Raw genomic sequence first — 14964 nt, 5'->3', positions numbered from 1 at the left:
CGCAACATTCGGCGCCTGATCGCTGGGCTTGAAGCAAGCCTGAATCGGCCGGCCCGGTCAACCGGGATCAGGCGTCCCTCTGCCGCCCGATACGTCCGAGATGAGTGAAGCCGAAGCCGGCCGAATATTTCAGGCCGTAGCCGAGCGCCCGGTCGATGCCGATATGGGCGAGCCAGATCAAGGCGATGGACAAAGTGAGCGGCGAGGCGAGGCCGAAACCCAGCGTTAGCAGTGCGACCGGTGCCATGTAGCTGTGCGCGGCGTTATAGACCAGCGCGCCGAATTTGGCGTCGGCGAGATAGGCCAGGAAGCTCAGGTCGGGCACGAAGAACAGGAGGGCGAACACCAGCCAGGAGCCGTCCCAGGCCCAGTAGAGCATCACCATGCCCGCGAACAGGGTCAGGCCCTCCAGGCGGAGCAGGATGTTGACACCGCCTGTGGCAGCCCCTGTTTCGGTCGCTCGCTCGTCCATCGTCGCCTCCCGGGCAAAACTTTGTAATTCCTTGCGCTTTCACGCTGCGTCAAGGCAGCCCTGCGGCGCCGAAAGCGGCTTCCCGGCCCGCAAAATGCCGTGTTAGAACCCCCGCCAATCGCATTTGGCTTGAGAACTGGCGGGAGCAAATGAAGAACATCCTGGACGCCCTTGAAGATCGTCGTGCCGGCGCAAAGCTCGGCGGCGGGGAGAAGCGCATCGAGGCGCAGCACGCCCGCGGCAAGCTGACCGCCCGCGAGCGCATCGAGCTTCTGCTCGACAAGGGATCGTTCGAGGAGTTCGACATGTTCGTCGAGCATCGCTCCACCGAGTTCGGCATGGAGAAGAACAAGATCCCCGGCGACGGCGTCGTCACCGGCTGGGGCACCGTGAACGGCCGCAAGACGTTCGTCTTTGCCAAGGACTTCACGGTGTTCGGCGGCTCGCTGTCGGAAACGCACGCACTGAAGATCACGAAGCTGCAGGACATGGCGATGAAGGCGAGGGCGCCCATCATCGGCCTCTATGACGCGGGCGGCGCCCGCATCCAGGAAGGAGTCGCCGCGCTCGCCGGCTATTCCTACGTGTTCCGCCGCAACGTGCTCGCCTCGGGCGTGATCCCGCAGATCTCCGTCATCATGGGCCCCTGCGCCGGCGGCGACGTCTATTCGCCCGCCATGACCGACTTCATCTTCATGGTGAAGAACACCAGCTACATGTTCGTCACCGGTCCTGACGTCGTGAAGACAGTCACCAACGAGGTCGTCACCGCCGAGGAGCTCGGCGGTGCCTCGGTGCACGCCACGCGCTCCTCGATCGCCGACGGCGCCTTCGAGAACGACGTCGAGACGCTCCTGCAGATGCGGCGCCTGATCGACTTCCTGCCGTCCAACAACACCGACGGCGTGCCGGAATGGCCGAGCTTCGACGACATCGGCCGCGTCGACATGTCTTTGGACACGCTGATCCCCGACAATCCGAACAAGCCCTACGACATGAAGGAGCTGATCCTGAAGGTCGTGGACGAGGGCGATTTCTTCGAGATCGCCGACATGTTCGCCAAGAACATCGTCACCGGCTTCGGCCGCATCGCGGGGCGCACCGTCGGCTTCGTCGCCAACCAGCCGATGGTGCTGGCCGGTGTGCTCGACAGTGACGCCTCGCGCAAGGCCGCGCGCTTCGTCCGCTTCTGCGATGCCTTCAACATCCCGATCGTCACCTTCGTCGATGTGCCGGGCTTCCTGCCCGGAACCGCGCAGGAATATGGCGGCCTGATCAAGCACGGCGCAAAACTGCTGTTCGCCTATTCGCAATGCACCGTGCCGCTGGTCACCATCATCACCCGCAAGGCCTATGGCGGCGCCTTCGACGTCATGGCCTCCAAGGAAATCGGCGCCGACATGAACTACGCCTGGCCGACCGCCCAGATCGCCGTGATGGGCGCCAAGGGCGCGGTCGAGATCATCTTCCGCAGCGACATCGGCGACCCCGACAAGATCGCCGCGCGAACGAAGGAATACGAAGACCGTTTCCTGTCACCGTTCATCGCCGCCGAGCGCGGCTACATCGACGACGTTATCATGCCGCACTCGACCCGCAAGCGGATCGCGCGGGCGCTGGCGATGCTGAAGGACAAGAAGGTGGAAATGCCGGCGAAGAAGCACGACAATTTGCCGTTGTAGAGAGAATGTAGGGCGGATTAGCGAAGCGTAATCCGCCCTACACTTGGATCTGGCATCGCGATCCCATGACCGAAGACGATCCTACCGACGAAATCTCCGACATTGAAGACCGGATCGAGCGGCTAGCCGAGGTCGCTGAGCGCTGCCGGAAGTATATCCTGGCCTCAAAAATCGCGATCGGCGGCGGGGCAGCGCTGCTGTTGGTCACCATCCTCGGGATATTTGGACTTGGTCAGACCGCCGCACTCGGCTCGATCGCGCTGGTGCTCGGCGGCATCGTCTCGCTCGGTTCGAACATCAGCACGTTGCGGCAGACGGACGAGGCGATCAGCACTGCGGAAGCACGGCGCGCTGCTTTGATTGGAACGATCGATCTGCGCGTGGTCGCCGACACACCGATGAAGCTGGTGTGAGGTGCTGCTTCACGCGGCAGCACGTAATGTCAGGACCACCAGCTCCGCGCGGCATTCGGCGGCGAAGGTTTGCAGTCGCTCGACCGTTTCCTGGTCGAGGATCGTCTTTGCCAGACGCTCGGCGCGGGCAACTTGCTCTTTGAGATAATCGATGCGGGCCATGTGACACCTCCCGTCGGAATAATTTGAAGCAAATTGCTTCGTTCCGGCGCTGGTGGGCACATGGCTAACACCAGGTTAATTGTGTGCGGCGGGTCACGCGCGCGTCTTATCCGCCGCGGCGAAATGCGCGATCTGGTCGGCGTGGGCCTTTGCAAAAGCCGGGCGACCCGTGGCCCGTGCAACGTAGGCGCGGCAGGCGGGACTCTCCGCAAGCCCGTCAAAACCATCGACGACGCGCAGCACGTCCGACATCAGGATGTCGGCGACGGAGAAAGACCCCGCCAGCCATTCGCGGTCGGCCAGCACCGGCTCGAGACGCTTGAGGCGCAGCTTGAGGAAGTCGTCGACGAATTTCCACGCCGCCGTATCGGTGGGATGGCCCATGAACTGCGACATTCCCCAGGGCAGGCTCGCCATCTCCACCGAATTTAGCGCCGCGAACACCCATTCAGTCGCCTCGTTGCGGCCGCGCGGATCTGATGGCATCAGCTTCGTGCTGAGGCCGCCGAGATGCAGCAGGATCGCGCCGCTTTCGAAGATCGAGGTGTCGCCGTCGGTCAGCCACGGCACCTGGCCGAACGGCTGGTGCGCCAGATGCGCAGGCCCGCGGTCGTCGAACGGCGTGCTGGCGACGCGATAGGGCAAGGCAGCCTCTTCAAGCGCCCATCGCACCCTGAGGTCGCGCACATAGCCGCGCGGTGGCGGGGGAACCCAGTCATAGGTGGTCAAGGTAAGGTCGGGCATGCGGCGTCTCCGTGCTGTCTCAGGCCTAGGACGGATGAGGGGCGGGCGTTCCGACAACGGTCATCGGCTTTTGTCGCCGCAGCGGTCACGGCAGCGACGACACCAGTAGCGAAGCGCCCGCGACGCCGGATGCGAGGCCGGCCGCCCGCGCGACCCATCGTCCCACTGGCGTCAGCTTCTCGAGGAGGACGAGCAGGGCCAGCAGCGCGATCCAGAGCACGTTCATCACGCCACCGATGAACAGCAGCGCCATCAGCAGCCAGCAGCAGCCGACGCAATAGCCGCCGTGCCGAAACCCCAGCATGAGGCTACCGCGCGCATTGTCGCGAAAGCCGCCGTGGCGCATCAGGAACATCAGCGGCGACTGGCACTGGACGAGGCAGATGTCCTTGAACGGCGTCCACTGATAGATGCCGGCCGCGATCAGCACCAGCGCGCCGATCAAATTGCTCGCGAGCGTCATCCGCGAGTCCAGCAGCGCCGCCCGTTCGACCAGCCATTGCAGACAGGTCGCGACAAGCGAAAACCCGGTCCAGGCGAGGAGATAGCCGGCCGCAAACCAGCCGGTCGCCGCAAACGGCCGACCGTGCGCCTGCCATTGCCGGCCGACGCGGGCGTACATCAGGATCATGGGCGCGGCCGACGGCGTCATCATGCCGATCATCATCACCGTCCACATCAGGAACACCCAGGCGAACTCGATCGCCCGCCACGGCTCGTCGGCCGGCAGCATGATTCCGATCCCGGCTGGGATCATGCGGTAACCGGTCATGTCCATGCCGCCCATGTTCATGTCGTCGGCGAGCCAGACCACATAGGCCCATGCCAGCGCGACGATGATCGCGATCGCGCCGCCGACGATCCAGCGGTCGCGCCGCAGCACGGTTTCGATGGCGTTGTCGGTCATGTGCGATGCGCGTCGCCGCCCGTCACATGAGCGGCCGCGTCAGGCCTGGTTCGACCACTGGATCGGGGCATAGAGACCGTTCCTGCCCGAATTGTCCCAGCGCATGCCGTGGTCGCTGTAGGTGTTGCCGGCGGCGCCGACCGCCATCACCATCCTGTCGGGGCTGACGGGATGGCCGATGTTCGCCCACATTTCTCCGCTCGGATGCATGGTCGGCAGCGGATCGACGGACATGTGCAAGATGCCCGGGATCTCCGCCGATCGCGTCTTGCCCTCGATCCGGAAGGTGATCGGCGCCTTCTTCACCCCGAGGGTCTTGCTGATCAGCGGGCCAAACGCGGCCATGGGTCCTCCGGCTGTGCCGCCGAAGATCGCGGCCAGCGCCTCCGTTTGCCGATCGTCCGCACGCTCGTCGACATAGGTCGCCTGCGACCAGTTGCCATCGGCCATGATTCCGGGCGAATGGAGCACGACGAAAACGTTGAGGCCGTCGAGCGCGATGTCGCCGTAGCGGCCGCTCTCGATGTGGAAGACCAGCGGCACGTTGCAAAAACCTTCGGTCGGCCGCGCGGTCAGCGGGGGACCCGCCGACACCAAGCACGGACACACGACGTTGCAACTGCAGTTCTCGAAATAGTCACCGGACAGAGTCCAGGACACTTGAGACGAGACCTGAGATGAGACCTGGTCCACCATCGCTCTCTCCCGCTAGGCCGAGCCCCTTCGAAGGCGCTACCTGCGGTGGCAAGCTACGCCGCGTACACAGGAACCGCAAGGCCGACGCGTCGCTCAAGCTGATGTGATGCGCCGGCCAGCGCGTGTCAGGTGGGCCCGAGCTTTTCCAACGTGCGCCGCCTTGCCGCTTCGATCGCGCGTTCCGCATCCTCCGGCAGCAGCAACCGCTCCGCGACCTGTCGCGCTGCCTCGCGCTTCACTGCGGCGACATACGCCCCGTCATCGGCATATCGCTCCGCGATCGACAAGCGCGGATCATGCACTTCCTTTCGTGCGGCTTCGGTCGGTGCGAACGGCACAACTGCGCCCTGCAGGGGATAAAGCGCCGTCGGGCCAAAACCCTGCGCGCGCGGATTCCAGGCGGTGTAGGTCGCGCGTGGCACCGCCAGCGCAAGCTGGCGTACGCCCGCGATGGCCATGCCGTCATTGTCCGCCTTCGGCACGAACACCGGATAGCGCCCGATCTCCTTGGGCGGCACCACGCTCTGATCGGAGAAGGCGGCGAGGGTGTGAATGCCGGCATAGGGCAGGGCGGGGATATCCGTCGGCACCGCGCCCTGCGCAGGCACAAGTGTGCCGTGGGCGCGCATGGGGACGCGGCTTGCGGGCGGTTTTGTACCGTCGCTGATCCAGGCGTTGAGGTCGGTGAGCAGCGCGCGCATCGGCATGCCCGCGTGCATCGGATTCTGCGGCAGTGACATCGCCGGCAAACCCTTCTTCATCACGTCGGTGGGGTCGGCAAAATGCGGCGTGCCTGTGATCATGTAGGCGCGGACATTGTCGGGGAGGTCGAGGTGGTTGCCGGCGAGATCGGTGACGAGCAGTGAGGCGTGCGAGGCCCACCATTCGTGCTCGGTGTCGGTCTGCATCACCTTCGGGCAGGTGGCCGAGAGCGCGCAGCGGCGGAGCAGGCCATCGGTTTTGCCGGAATAGGGATCGCTGAGGCTCGCATAGGTGAACGGGAACAGATCGGCCTGCCACGCCGGATCCTGGATATGGCGCGGGTTGCGGCCGGGCTGGCCAAAGCGGACATTGGTCGCCATCCGCCGCGTGCCCGCCACATGCGGCATCAGGCCCTCGAACACGGTGCGGCCCTGGAGGTCCTCGTTGAAGCCGAGATAGAGGAAGTCGCGCAGGAAGCGGCCGGATTGCGAGACGCCAAAGCCGATCGCCCGGCTGACGGAGGGGTGCAGGCCATCGAGCAGCGGATTGGCCTGCGTCTCGTCGTGACGGAGGAAGCTGACGACATCGCGGACGGCTGCATAGCCCATGCCGAGCGGCACCGGATCACGCGCAGTGTAGGTGATCTCGTAGAGCGCGCCGGCGTCAAAGCCGTCTGGACGGGTGATCTCCACCGTGTTGGGGTCGATCAGCTTCGCCGCGAGCCCTGACGGCGTCTGCCGCGGATCGGCCCAGGCCGCGCGCACGGTCACGGTGAGGTTGGCAGCTTCAGCCGCTGGCCAGGTCAGTGTCGCGCGCGCCGGATTGGTCGTGTTGTCGAACACGAATTCTTCGCGCGCAGGGCCGGTGACGTTGTTCAGCGCCGGCGAGGCAAGCGCCATCTGGCCCGGTTTTGAGGCGATGTCGCCCTGCCAGCCGACCCAGACCATCGTAAAGCCCTGGCGGTGCAGGAAGCCGATGCCGGCATCCTCGGCCTTCTCGGCATTGTTGGCGCCAGGCGGGGCGGAATCGTCGAACAGTTGCGGCGCGAGTTTCCTGCCGCGATTGGGCACCTCCAGCAGGAGCGTGCCGTTGCCGTGGGTGGGATCGCTGGGCCTGAGGATTACGATGTCGGCGGTGGCTTCCACCTTGCCGTTCGCATTGCGCGGCGCGAGCGCAAGATCGGTGATGACGGCGTTGCGATCGTCGGCCGGGTTCAGCGCAAAGGTCGCCCGCGCGGTGATGCGCTCATAGGTACCGACGGCGCCGAAGCTTCGTCCCGCAAAGGCGGGCACACGCTCGGTGATGTCGAAGCGGACGATCTCGGCGAACGAGGCGGCCGGCCACAGGCATGCGATCGCAACGAGGCCGGTAATGATCCTGCGCATGGCGGTTCCTTCCCTTGTGAGCGCGACGGGATTGTCCGTCGCGCGGGCTTTTTGTTGGCTCCACTATAATCTTCTATGCTGCGGCCAAACAACAGGAGGAAACCCAATGCCCGCTGCCTACTTCGTCGTCCGTGCTATCGTCACCGACGCGAGCAAGCGCGCCGCCTTCGACAGATGGTACGAGACGGAACACGTGCCCGATGCCGTAAAGGCGTTCGGCGCGAGCAAAGCCTGGCGGTTCTGGAGCCTGGACGATCCTTCGCTGCATCAGGCGATGTATCAGTTCGATGACGAAGCAAAACTCGCCGCGATGCTGAAGGGCGAGGCGTTGACCAAGCTCGTTGCCGATTTCGAACGCGACTGGCCCGACGTGAAGCGCTCGCGCGAGACGCTGGTGCTGGCGCAGACGTTCGGGGAGTAGCCTCCTGTCATCGTTGCAATGAAGCTGAACGCGCGATTCAGCCGCAGTTCATATCGCCACCGCGACACTCGCCCTGCATCACTTGAGCAATAGCGGAGAGAACACTCATGGAGCGTCGGAACTTTTTGAAACTTGCATTGGGGATGACCGCGGGCGCCGCAGCCTTCGCAGCGACCGCGCAGGCCGCGCCGCTGTCGCCGCAGACGCTCGGCGGTCCGGCGCGCATGCCGGAAGCCAATCCCGACGCTCATCCCGCCGTCACCACCCCCGACGAGGCCGCGCAGCTCAAGCCCGAGCAGGTCCACTGGCACGGCCGTCACTGGGGCTGGCGTCACCGTCATTGGGGCTGGCGCCGGCGGCGTTGGCATCGCCGCCACTGGTAAGCTTCGCACAAGCCAAGCTCGAACGGGGGCCGCCGTTGCGGTCCCCGTTTTGATTCCGGGTCAGCCGGTGCGATATGGGATCCTCAAAAGAAAATGGCCGCGCAGGCTAATGCCGCGCGGCCATTTGCAGTGCGAAGAGGTCAGATCAGATCAGATCGGGCGGCAGCGGCCACCCCACCAACGGAAGCCATAGGGGCACACGCGCGGACGCACCACGACGACAGGCGCAGGAGCCGGCGCCACCACGACGACCGGCGGACGACCGGCCATCGGACGGCAGCCGCCATAGGGGCCGCGATACCAGCCGGGGCCGCAGCCGCCGGCGGCGCTGGCCGCTTCGCTGAAACCGACGACCGCGCTGGCGAGCATGACAGCGGCGAACAGGTACTTCATTTGATCTTCCTTCTCGTCCTTGGGGGCAGATTCTTGGGCAGGATCCTGGGGGCAGCGCCTTGCGGCGCACAATGAATCAAAAGACACGATTCGACATGTTAAATTTTGCGACATGTCGACACGTCACGATCCAAATCTGCCAATCATGACCTGAATGCGGCGTGAACGCTGCCCACATCCTGCCTGAAGCGACACGTCAGCGTCGCTAGCGACCGAGAAAGCCCAGCACCAGCTCCTTGTATTTCTCCGGCGCTTCCAGGAAGACGAGATGCCCGGTGTCGGGGATCACCTCGGCCCGCGCATTCGGCATCTTCGCGGCGAGCTGCTTCGCCAGCTCGGCGTTCTGCCCCATCTTGGCGCGCAGCGCCTCCGGCGCGAGGGGCCGGCCCGGTGCGTTGTGGTCGTCGGCGCCCATGATGAACAGCGTCGGCTCCGTGATCAGCGCGATCTCGTGCGCGACCGGCTCGCGATAGATCATCTGGCCGGACGAGACGAAGGCGCGCAGCCAGCGCGGATAATCGGGGCTGTTTTTGATGTTGAAGCGGGCGTCGATGAACGGCGTGATGGCTTCCGGCGGCAGCTTGATCGCGTAATTGGTCTGAAGCTGCTTGCGATAACCGTCGGCGGTGAGCTTGTCCTCGCTCTCGATGATCTTCTCGGTCGGCGTCGGCGGCACGTAGAGGCGGTAATCTTCGAGGCCGATCGGCGCCGTCAGAACGAGGTGGGCGACGCGGTCCGGATAGGCGCGGGAGATGCGCACGCCCAGCATGCCGCCGAGTGAATGCGCGACGACCTCGGCCTTGTCGATCTTGAGGTGGTCGAGCAGCGCAATGGTGTTGCGCGCCAGATTGTCGAAATGCAGCTCGCCTTTCGGCTTGGACGATTTGCCGAAGCCGATCTGGTCCGGCACGACGACGCGGAAGCCGGCTTCGCTCAGCATCTTGATGACGGGCGCCCAATAGCTCGACGGAAAATTGCGCCCGTGCAGCAGCACCACGGTGCGGCCGTTCGGCTGCGCAGGCGCGACGTCCATATAGGCCATCCCGAGCTGCTCGCCGTCGTTCACGACAGGAAGCAGATGCACGGGATAGGGATAGGCAAAGCCTTCGAGCGCGATGCCATAGGGCTCGCGCGGGGCGGTCTCCGCGGCGCGGGCGGTGAGTGGAGAAGCGAGGAGGGCGGCCGCAAGCGCGGCGGACAGGAGGCGGTTCATAAGAAAACTCTGGAGGATGCAGTTTTCGTCATGCCCGGGCTTGTCCCGGGCATCCACGTGCCTGCCGCAATAAAGACGTGGATGGCCGGGTCAAGCCCGGCCATGACGATATCGCCCGATCACACGCGAATTTGTGCCGTCACGCCACTGGCGCGGTCAGTCCTTCCCGTTCCCGAACAGCGCCGCAAACTGCCTCTCGCCGGTGCGGGTGAAGTTCACCACGCGGCTGCCCGGTGTGGCGTCGCGCGCGGCCCATTTCAGCTCGGCAAATCGCTGCATCATGGCTGCGCCCAGGGTGCCGGCAAGGTGATGGCGCCGCTCGCTCCAGTCGAGGCAGGCCTTGCACACCGGTCGGCGCGGATGGGCCAGCATCTCGGCCGAGATCTGCAAGTGCTTTGCGAGGAAGCGCTCGCCTTCGCTCGTCAGCTCGATGTCCTGCTTCTTCTGCCGGACAAGATTGCGCTCGCGCATGGTGTCGAGCATCTGCACGCCGAGATCGCCGGCGAGATGGTCATAGCAGATCCGCGCGCGCCGCAGCGCCGGATCCTTCGGCCCGGTGCGTACGCGCATGTGGCCGGTGCGGGCGGCAAGGCCGGCAAGTCCCTCGAGCACGCCGGCGACGTCGTCGTCGGTGAGGCGGTAGTAGCGATGGCGGCCTTGCTTCTCCGGCTCGACCAGCCCGCCAGCCTCGAGCTTGGAAAGATGCGAGCTCGCGGTCTGCGGCGTGATGCCGGCTTCCTGCGCCAGCTCGCTCGCAGTGAGCGCGCGGCCGTTCATCAGCGCCGTGAGCATGTTGGCGCGGGCGGGATCGCCGACCAGCGAGGCGACCATGGCGATATCAGGACCTGATTTCATGCTTCGATGGTAGCCGAAGCATTGTGGTCGGGCAAGGGTGTAGCGTGCTGCTGCAAACACGTCATTGCGAGCGAAGCGAAGCAATCCAGTGCTTCCGCGGCGACGGTGTCGCTCGTGCGTCTCGCAAGGAGAATCGGGAGTCCCATCATGTCCGTCACCGTCTTCATCCGCTACCAACTCGATCCCTTCAAGCGCGCGCAGTTCGAGGACTACTCGAAGCGCTGGCTCACCATCATTCCGAAATGCGGCGGCGACCTGATCGGCTATTTCATGCCGCACGAGGGTACCAACAACATCGCCTTCGCGCTGATCAGCTTCGAGAGCCTCGCTGCCTACGAAGCCTATCGCGGGCGGCTGCGGCAGGATGCGGAGGGCATGGCGAACTTCAACTTTGCCGAGGAAAACAAATTCATCCTCGCCGAAGAGCGCACGTTTTTGCGCAAGGTGGTATTGTAAGCCACCAACGTGAAGGAGACGTCCATGATCGCCGTGATTTTCGAAGTCTGGCCCAAGCCGGAACATCGCCAGGACTATTTCGATCTCGCGGCCGAGCTGAAGCCGATCCTGCAGACCATCGACGGCTTCATCTCGGTCGAGCGGTTCGAAAGCCTGACCGAGAAAGGCAAGATCCTGTCGGTGTCGTTCTGGCGCGACGAGGCCGCCGTCCAGGCCTGGCGCAACACCATGGAGCATCGCCGCACCCAGGCCAAGGGCAGGGCCAAGATCTTCGCCGATTATCATTTGCGCATCGCCAGCGTCGTCAGGGACTACAGCATGACCGATCGCGAGCAGGCGCCGAAGGACAGCCGCGCGGTGCACGACGTGCACTAGCGCCGGCGGCCGCATCTGCCTATGTCTGCGCGGCCAACAAGGGAGAGAAACATGCATGTGACAACCGCTGACAAGCGCGCGGCGTTCAAGACGATGCACGAGAGCGGCTGCTTCATCCTGCCCAATCCGGTCGACGTCGGGGGCGCGAAAGCCTTGCAGCATCTCGGTTTCAAGGCGCTGGCCTCGTCGAGCGCCGGCTTTGCCTGGACCATCGGCAAGGCCGACAACCACGTCACCGTCGAGGACGTATGTCAGCATCTGGCAGCATTGAGCTCGGCCGTCGAGATCCCCGTCAACGCCGATTTCGAGGGCGGCTTCGCAGTTGAGCCCGACAAGGTCGCCGACAATGTCGAGCGCTGCGTGCGCACCGGCGTCGCCGGCCTCTCGATCGAGGATTCCACCGGCGACAAGAACAACCCGATCTATGAGCGTGCGCTCGCGGTCGAGCGCATCAAGGCCTCGCGCAAGGCGATCGGCGACAGCAACACGCTGCTGGTTGGCCGCTGCGAAGCTTACTTATGGGGCGTCACCGACCTCAAGCTCGTCATCGACCGGCTCACCGCCTACGCCGATGCCGGCGCCGACTGTCTCTATGCGCCGGGCCTCAAAACGCGCGAGGACATCTCTGCGGTGGTGAAGGCCGTCGCACCAAAGCCGTTCAACCTGTTGATCGGCGGCTCCGGACTGTCATTGAAGGAAGCCGAAGATCTCGGCGTGCGCCGCATCAGCGTCGGCGGCTCGCTCGCCCGCGCCGCCTGGGGCGGGTTCATGCGCGCGGCACAGGAGATGGCGGAGAAAGGGACGTTCACCGAGCTCGGCAACGGCTATTCCGGCGGCGAGCTCAACAAGATGTTCAGTTAAACGAAGAGCGGCGGGATGTTGTGTCCCGCCGCTCTCTCATCCTCTCGGTGTCATTCCCCGCGAAGGCGGGGAATCCAGTACACCGCAGCCTCTCGATCAATCATGACCGCCTCGGAGTACTGGATCGCCCGCCTGCGCGGGCGATGACAGCTACACTGTGACTGCTAGCTCGTGCGGGTTACTTGGCGCCGTCAGACGGCGTCTGCATGTCGGGTGCCGGCTTGCTCGGCGCGGCGCCCGTGGTCATGCCCGGCTCGGTGTTGTTGCGCGGCGTCACGTCACGCATACCGGGAGGTGCCGCCGGATTGGTCGCAGGCGCCTGCTGGGCGGTCTGCGTTGCCGGCGCGTTGCTGGCCTGGTTGCCGGTGCTGGAGTTGTTCAGGCCATAGAATACGGCGCCCAGCACCAGGGCGACGGCCACGGCGAACAGCGCGACCTTGCCGCTGGAGGCGGGGCCTTCGCCGAGCTCAGGGTCGGCCTGGAGATTCGCATCCTGGCGACGTGCCATGCGCAGATACTCGTCGTCGCTGAGGTTCGGGCGATACGGATCGTTGGGAAAACGCTCGTCAGCCATCGATTGGGTCTCCTCGTTGATTGCAGGGAGACAACCCTCAGCTGCGAGATTCTGTTCCGCCCGCTCCAGTGCTTTCGTCGCATGTTGCTCCGGCGGAGGGAATCGGGAACCTGTTCGTTCCGGAGCTGGACGTGAGTTCCATGGCCGCGACAAGGGAACAAGCCGGGGAATCAGCTGATGTGGAGCCTGCCGCCGACCGACACGGTGCTGCACTATCTCGCCTACGTTGCCCTCACGGCGGAGGGCATGACGGCGGCACTGGCCGCCGGGCGGCGCAGCATGGACTATGTCGGCGTGTGCCTTCTCGCCTGCATCACCGCGCTTGGCGGCGGCACATTGCGCGACCTGTTTCTCGGACACTATCCGCTGGTCTGGGTCGCGAACCCGATCTATCTCGCGCTGCCGGGCGGCGCGGCACTGCTGACGATCGTGATCGCGGGGCTCGTGCACCGGCTGCACCTCGCCTTTATCGTGCTGGATGCCATCGGCCTCGTCGTCTTCACCATGATCGGCTGCGACGTCGCCTGGCAGATGGATGCATCGCTGCCGATCGTGATCGTCTCGGGCATGGTGACGGGCTGCGCCGGCGGCGTGCTGCGCGACGTGCTCTGCAATGACGTGCCGCTGCTGTTTCGTTCCGAGCTCTACGCCAGCGTCTCGGTCGTGACCGGGCTATTTTATGCAACGGCCTTCGGCCTCAATCTCAACGCCGAGCTCTGGACCGTCCTGACCTTCGTGCTCGGCCTCGGCTTCCGCCTGCTGGCGGTGCGCTACAAATGGGAGATGCCGAAATTCGTGTTCACCGGCGACGAGGAGAAGTAGGGCTCCGTCGGAGTTTGGAGCCTGCGCTCTCTCCACGGCGTCATGGCCGGGCTTGTCCCGGCCATCCACGACCTTTCGCGCGGCCCGACGAACGTGGATGCCCGGGACAAGCCCGGGCATGACGACCACTATGTTTACTGCCCGCGCGCCTTCGCCACCTGCGCCGCTGTCACCAGCGGCGCCGCATTGCCCCAGGAATTGCGGATGTAGTTGCTCACCGCCGCGATCTCGTCGTCGGAGAGTTGCTTGGCATAGCCCGGCATCTCGCCTGTGTTCGGCGCGCGCGGCGTCGTCACGGTGTGGGCGCCGTCGAGGATGATGCGCAAGGTCGAGGACGGGTTGACCGATTGCAGCAGCGCATTGCCCGGCAATGGCGGATAGATCCGCGGCGCGCCCGAGCCGTCGGCCTCATGGCAGGCGATGCAAAGCTTCGCATAGACGGCCTGGCCGGCCTTCATCTCGGCCTCGTCAGGCGGCGTCACGATCGTCTCGCGCCGCGACGGCGGCAGGCTCTTCAAATAGATCGCGATCGCACGCACATCGGCATCGCTCATCTTCGCCGTCGAGTTGACGACCACCTCCGCCATCAGCCCGCCGGCATGGCTCTTGGCGTTGCGCCCGCTCTGCAGATATTCAGTGATGTCCTCGACGCTCCATGATTTCAGCCCGGTGCGTGCGGCGCCGTCGAGCCGCGGCGCATACCAGCCGCCGACCTCGCCGCCCGAGAACGCCTGCGCGGTTTTATCGGCGCCAAAATAGTTCTTCGGCGTATGGCAGGCGCCGCAATGGCCAAGCCCGGTGACGAGATAGCCGCCCCTGTTCCACGCCGCGCTCTGGCTCTGGTCCGGCTCGAACAGGCCGGGTTTGAAGAACAAGGCGTTCCAGACCCGCATCAGGCGGCGATAACCGAACGGCCAGCGCAGCTCGGGCGGCTTGTTGCGGCTCACGACCGGCGCGAGCGTGCCGAGATAGGCCCGGATCGCCAGCGTATCGTCCTTGGTCATCTTCGTGAAGTAAGGGTAGGGGAAGGCCGGGTAATAGTTCGAGCCGTCGGGCGCAATGCCGGTGCGCAATGCACGGGTGAAATCGGCATCCGTCCAGGCGCCGATCCCCGTGTCGCGGTCGGGCGTCAGGTTGGGCGCATAGATCGCGCCGAACGGCGTGTCGATGCGCTTGCCGCCGGCAAAGGGCTTCGCCGGGTCGGCGGTGTGGCAGCCCGCGCAGTCGCCGGCCTCGACCAGGGTCTTGCCGTAGGCGATCAGCTCCGGCGAGGGCTCGGCGGCGAGGGCTAGACTTGTAGCCGTGCTCGCAATCGCACTGCACAACGCGAGACCGGCCAGAATCGTCCGCATCGAAAGCCTTTCCTGCGACCCATCGACGCCGTCCCGCATGGGAGATGACGTCCATTCATTGCGCGACAGCGGGGGTATGGTGACACAAATTGAAAA

Annotated in this window: 19 protein-coding genes; 8 read left to right on the top strand and 11 right to left on the bottom strand. The window is 65.0% G+C overall.

What is annotated here, in order from left to right; translation table 11 throughout:
* Positions 1-67: 67 nt before the first annotated feature.
* A complete protein-coding gene (locus HYH08_RS15605; protein WP_220010708.1) occupies positions 68-472 on the bottom strand; it encodes a DUF4260 domain-containing protein in 405 nt (134 codons plus the stop codon).
* Between the two features lie 149 nt (positions 473-621).
* Here HYH08_RS15605 and HYH08_RS15600 point away from each other — a divergent pair, with 149 nt between their 5' ends.
* A complete protein-coding gene (locus HYH08_RS15600) occupies positions 622-2154 on the top strand; it encodes an acyl-CoA carboxylase subunit beta (protein ID WP_220010707.1) in 1533 nt (510 codons plus the stop codon).
* A 65-nt stretch (positions 2155-2219) separates the two neighbouring features.
* On the top strand, positions 2220-2567 hold the full coding sequence (locus HYH08_RS15595; protein WP_220010706.1) for a hypothetical protein: 348 nt from the start codon (positions 2220-2222) through the stop codon (positions 2565-2567).
* Between the two features lie 9 nt (positions 2568-2576).
* On the opposite strand, the gene HYH08_RS15590 is transcribed toward HYH08_RS15595, so the two are convergent.
* The 5 genes from HYH08_RS15590 to HYH08_RS15570 all read right to left on the bottom strand — a co-directional run bounded on the left by HYH08_RS15590 (position 2577) and on the right by HYH08_RS15570 (position 7163).
* Positions 2577-2729: a hypothetical protein gene (locus HYH08_RS15590; RefSeq protein WP_220010705.1), complete on the bottom strand. Its 153-nt coding sequence runs from the start codon at positions 2727-2729 to the stop codon at positions 2577-2579.
* Between the two features lie 93 nt (positions 2730-2822).
* On the bottom strand, positions 2823-3473 hold the full coding sequence (locus tag HYH08_RS15585) for a glutathione S-transferase family protein (protein ID WP_220010704.1): 651 nt from the start codon (positions 3471-3473) through the stop codon (positions 2823-2825).
* Between the two features lie 85 nt (positions 3474-3558).
* Positions 3559-4380, bottom strand: a complete 822-nt coding sequence (locus tag HYH08_RS15580) for a DUF2182 domain-containing protein (protein ID WP_220010703.1) — start codon at positions 4378-4380, stop codon at positions 3559-3561.
* A gap of 39 nt (positions 4381-4419) precedes the next feature.
* Positions 4420-5076, bottom strand: a complete 657-nt coding sequence (locus tag HYH08_RS15575) for a DUF1326 domain-containing protein (protein WP_220010702.1) — start codon at positions 5074-5076, stop codon at positions 4420-4422.
* Between the two features lie 125 nt (positions 5077-5201).
* Positions 5202-7163 carry an alpha/beta hydrolase domain-containing protein gene (locus HYH08_RS15570; RefSeq protein WP_220010701.1) on the bottom strand — a complete coding sequence of 654 codons (1962 nt, stop codon included), beginning with the start codon at positions 7161-7163 and terminating at the stop codon, positions 5202-5204.
* A gap of 106 nt (positions 7164-7269) precedes the next feature.
* On the opposite strand from HYH08_RS15570, the gene HYH08_RS15565 reads away from it, so the two are divergent.
* Both HYH08_RS15565 and HYH08_RS15560 read left to right on the top strand, forming a co-directional pair.
* Complete coding sequence (locus HYH08_RS15565) at positions 7270-7584, top strand: hypothetical protein (RefSeq protein WP_220010700.1); 315 nt, start codon at positions 7270-7272, stop codon at positions 7582-7584.
* Between the two features lie 107 nt (positions 7585-7691).
* Positions 7692-7967: a twin-arginine translocation signal domain-containing protein gene (locus HYH08_RS15560; protein WP_220010699.1), complete on the top strand. Its 276-nt coding sequence runs from the start codon at positions 7692-7694 to the stop codon at positions 7965-7967.
* 150 nt (positions 7968-8117) lie between these two features.
* Here the strand turns inward: HYH08_RS15560 and HYH08_RS15555 are convergent, their stop codons facing one another.
* The 3 genes from HYH08_RS15555 to HYH08_RS15545 form a co-directional block, all read right to left on the bottom strand.
* A complete protein-coding gene (locus HYH08_RS15555; RefSeq protein ID WP_220010698.1) occupies positions 8118-8360 on the bottom strand; it encodes a GCG_CRPN prefix-to-repeats domain-containing protein in 243 nt (80 codons plus the stop codon).
* Positions 8361-8565: 205 nt separating this feature from the next.
* Positions 8566-9573 (bottom strand): alpha/beta fold hydrolase, encoded by a 1008-nt coding sequence (locus HYH08_RS15550; RefSeq protein ID WP_220010697.1) that lies wholly within the window; start codon positions 9571-9573, stop codon positions 8566-8568.
* Positions 9574-9729: 156 nt separating this feature from the next.
* Entirely contained in the window at positions 9730-10428 is a 699-nt protein-coding gene (locus tag HYH08_RS15545; protein ID WP_220010696.1) for a winged helix-turn-helix domain-containing protein, read from the bottom strand.
* Between the two features lie 147 nt (positions 10429-10575).
* Between HYH08_RS15545 and HYH08_RS15540 the strand changes: the two genes are divergently transcribed.
* From HYH08_RS15540 to HYH08_RS15530, 3 genes are read left to right on the top strand one after another with little or no spacing between them, the layout of a single operon-like run.
* A complete protein-coding gene (locus tag HYH08_RS15540; protein WP_220010695.1) occupies positions 10576-10884 on the top strand; it encodes an NIPSNAP family protein in 309 nt (102 codons plus the stop codon).
* A 24-nt stretch (positions 10885-10908) separates the two neighbouring features.
* The gene (locus HYH08_RS15535) at positions 10909-11259 is read left to right on the top strand and encodes an antibiotic biosynthesis monooxygenase family protein (protein ID WP_220010694.1); all 351 of its coding nucleotides are present in this window, start codon (positions 10909-10911) and stop codon (positions 11257-11259) included.
* Between the two features lie 51 nt (positions 11260-11310).
* Positions 11311-12120: an isocitrate lyase/PEP mutase family protein gene (locus HYH08_RS15530; RefSeq protein WP_220010693.1), complete on the top strand. Its 810-nt coding sequence runs from the start codon at positions 11311-11313 to the stop codon at positions 12118-12120.
* A 178-nt stretch (positions 12121-12298) separates the two neighbouring features.
* On the opposite strand, the gene HYH08_RS15525 is transcribed toward HYH08_RS15530, so the two are convergent.
* Positions 12299-12694 (bottom strand): hypothetical protein, encoded by a 396-nt coding sequence (locus tag HYH08_RS15525; RefSeq protein WP_220010692.1) that lies wholly within the window; start codon positions 12692-12694, stop codon positions 12299-12301.
* Positions 12695-12871: 177 nt separating this feature from the next.
* On the opposite strand from HYH08_RS15525, the gene HYH08_RS15520 reads away from it, so the two are divergent.
* A complete protein-coding gene (locus HYH08_RS15520) occupies positions 12872-13516 on the top strand; it encodes a trimeric intracellular cation channel family protein (protein ID WP_220010691.1) in 645 nt (214 codons plus the stop codon).
* Positions 13517-13650: 134 nt separating this feature from the next.
* Here HYH08_RS15520 and HYH08_RS15515 read toward each other — a convergent pair whose 3' ends face one another.
* A complete protein-coding gene (locus HYH08_RS15515) occupies positions 13651-14868 on the bottom strand; it encodes a c-type cytochrome (protein ID WP_220010690.1) in 1218 nt (405 codons plus the stop codon).
* Positions 14869-14964 lie beyond the last annotated feature (96 nt).

Source organism: Bradyrhizobium sp. BR 10289 (assembly GCF_019455385.1).
Taxonomy (GTDB): domain Bacteria; phylum Pseudomonadota; class Alphaproteobacteria; order Rhizobiales; family Xanthobacteraceae; genus Bradyrhizobium.
Note: the sequence above shows the minus strand (reverse complement) of the source record. Positions and strands in the feature narration are given on the sequence as shown.

Excerpts from the sequence above, each read along its gene's own strand:
- HYH08_RS15570 (WP_220010701.1), bottom strand. The coding sequence starts at position 7,163 with ATGCGCAGGATCATTACCGGCCTCGTTGCGATCGCATGCCTGTGGCCG.
- HYH08_RS15535 (WP_220010694.1), top strand. The coding sequence starts at position 10,909 with ATGATCGCCGTGATTTTCGAAGTCTGGCCCAAGCCGGAACATCGCCAG.
- HYH08_RS15555 (WP_220010698.1), bottom strand. The coding sequence starts at position 8,360 with ATGAAGTACCTGTTCGCCGCTGTCATGCTCGCCAGCGCGGTCGTCGGT.
- HYH08_RS15590 (WP_220010705.1), bottom strand. The coding sequence starts at position 2,729 with ATGGCCCGCATCGATTATCTCAAAGAGCAAGTTGCCCGCGCCGAGCGT.
- HYH08_RS15565 (WP_220010700.1), top strand. The coding sequence starts at position 7,270 with ATGCCCGCTGCCTACTTCGTCGTCCGTGCTATCGTCACCGACGCGAGC.
- HYH08_RS15605 (WP_220010708.1), bottom strand. The coding sequence starts at position 472 with ATGGACGAGCGAGCGACCGAAACAGGGGCTGCCACAGGCGGTGTCAAC.
- HYH08_RS15560 (WP_220010699.1), top strand. The coding sequence starts at position 7,692 with ATGGAGCGTCGGAACTTTTTGAAACTTGCATTGGGGATGACCGCGGGC.
- HYH08_RS15575 (WP_220010702.1), bottom strand. The coding sequence starts at position 5,076 with ATGGTGGACCAGGTCTCATCTCAGGTCTCGTCTCAAGTGTCCTGGACT.
- HYH08_RS15520 (WP_220010691.1), top strand. The coding sequence starts at position 12,872 with ATGTGGAGCCTGCCGCCGACCGACACGGTGCTGCACTATCTCGCCTAC.
- HYH08_RS15550 (WP_220010697.1), bottom strand. The coding sequence starts at position 9,573 with ATGAACCGCCTCCTGTCCGCCGCGCTTGCGGCCGCCCTCCTCGCTTCT.
- HYH08_RS15585 (WP_220010704.1), bottom strand. The coding sequence starts at position 3,473 with ATGCCCGACCTTACCTTGACCACCTATGACTGGGTTCCCCCGCCACCG.
- HYH08_RS15545 (WP_220010696.1), bottom strand. The coding sequence starts at position 10,428 with ATGAAATCAGGTCCTGATATCGCCATGGTCGCCTCGCTGGTCGGCGAT.
- HYH08_RS15525 (WP_220010692.1), bottom strand. The coding sequence starts at position 12,694 with ATGGCTGACGAGCGTTTTCCCAACGATCCGTATCGCCCGAACCTCAGC.
- HYH08_RS15515 (WP_220010690.1), bottom strand. The coding sequence starts at position 14,868 with ATGCGGACGATTCTGGCCGGTCTCGCGTTGTGCAGTGCGATTGCGAGC.
- HYH08_RS15595 (WP_220010706.1), top strand. The coding sequence starts at position 2,220 with ATGACCGAAGACGATCCTACCGACGAAATCTCCGACATTGAAGACCGG.
- HYH08_RS15530 (WP_220010693.1), top strand. The coding sequence starts at position 11,311 with ATGCATGTGACAACCGCTGACAAGCGCGCGGCGTTCAAGACGATGCAC.
- HYH08_RS15600 (WP_220010707.1), top strand. The coding sequence starts at position 622 with ATGAAGAACATCCTGGACGCCCTTGAAGATCGTCGTGCCGGCGCAAAG.
- HYH08_RS15580 (WP_220010703.1), bottom strand. The coding sequence starts at position 4,380 with ATGACCGACAACGCCATCGAAACCGTGCTGCGGCGCGACCGCTGGATC.
- HYH08_RS15540 (WP_220010695.1), top strand. The coding sequence starts at position 10,576 with ATGTCCGTCACCGTCTTCATCCGCTACCAACTCGATCCCTTCAAGCGC.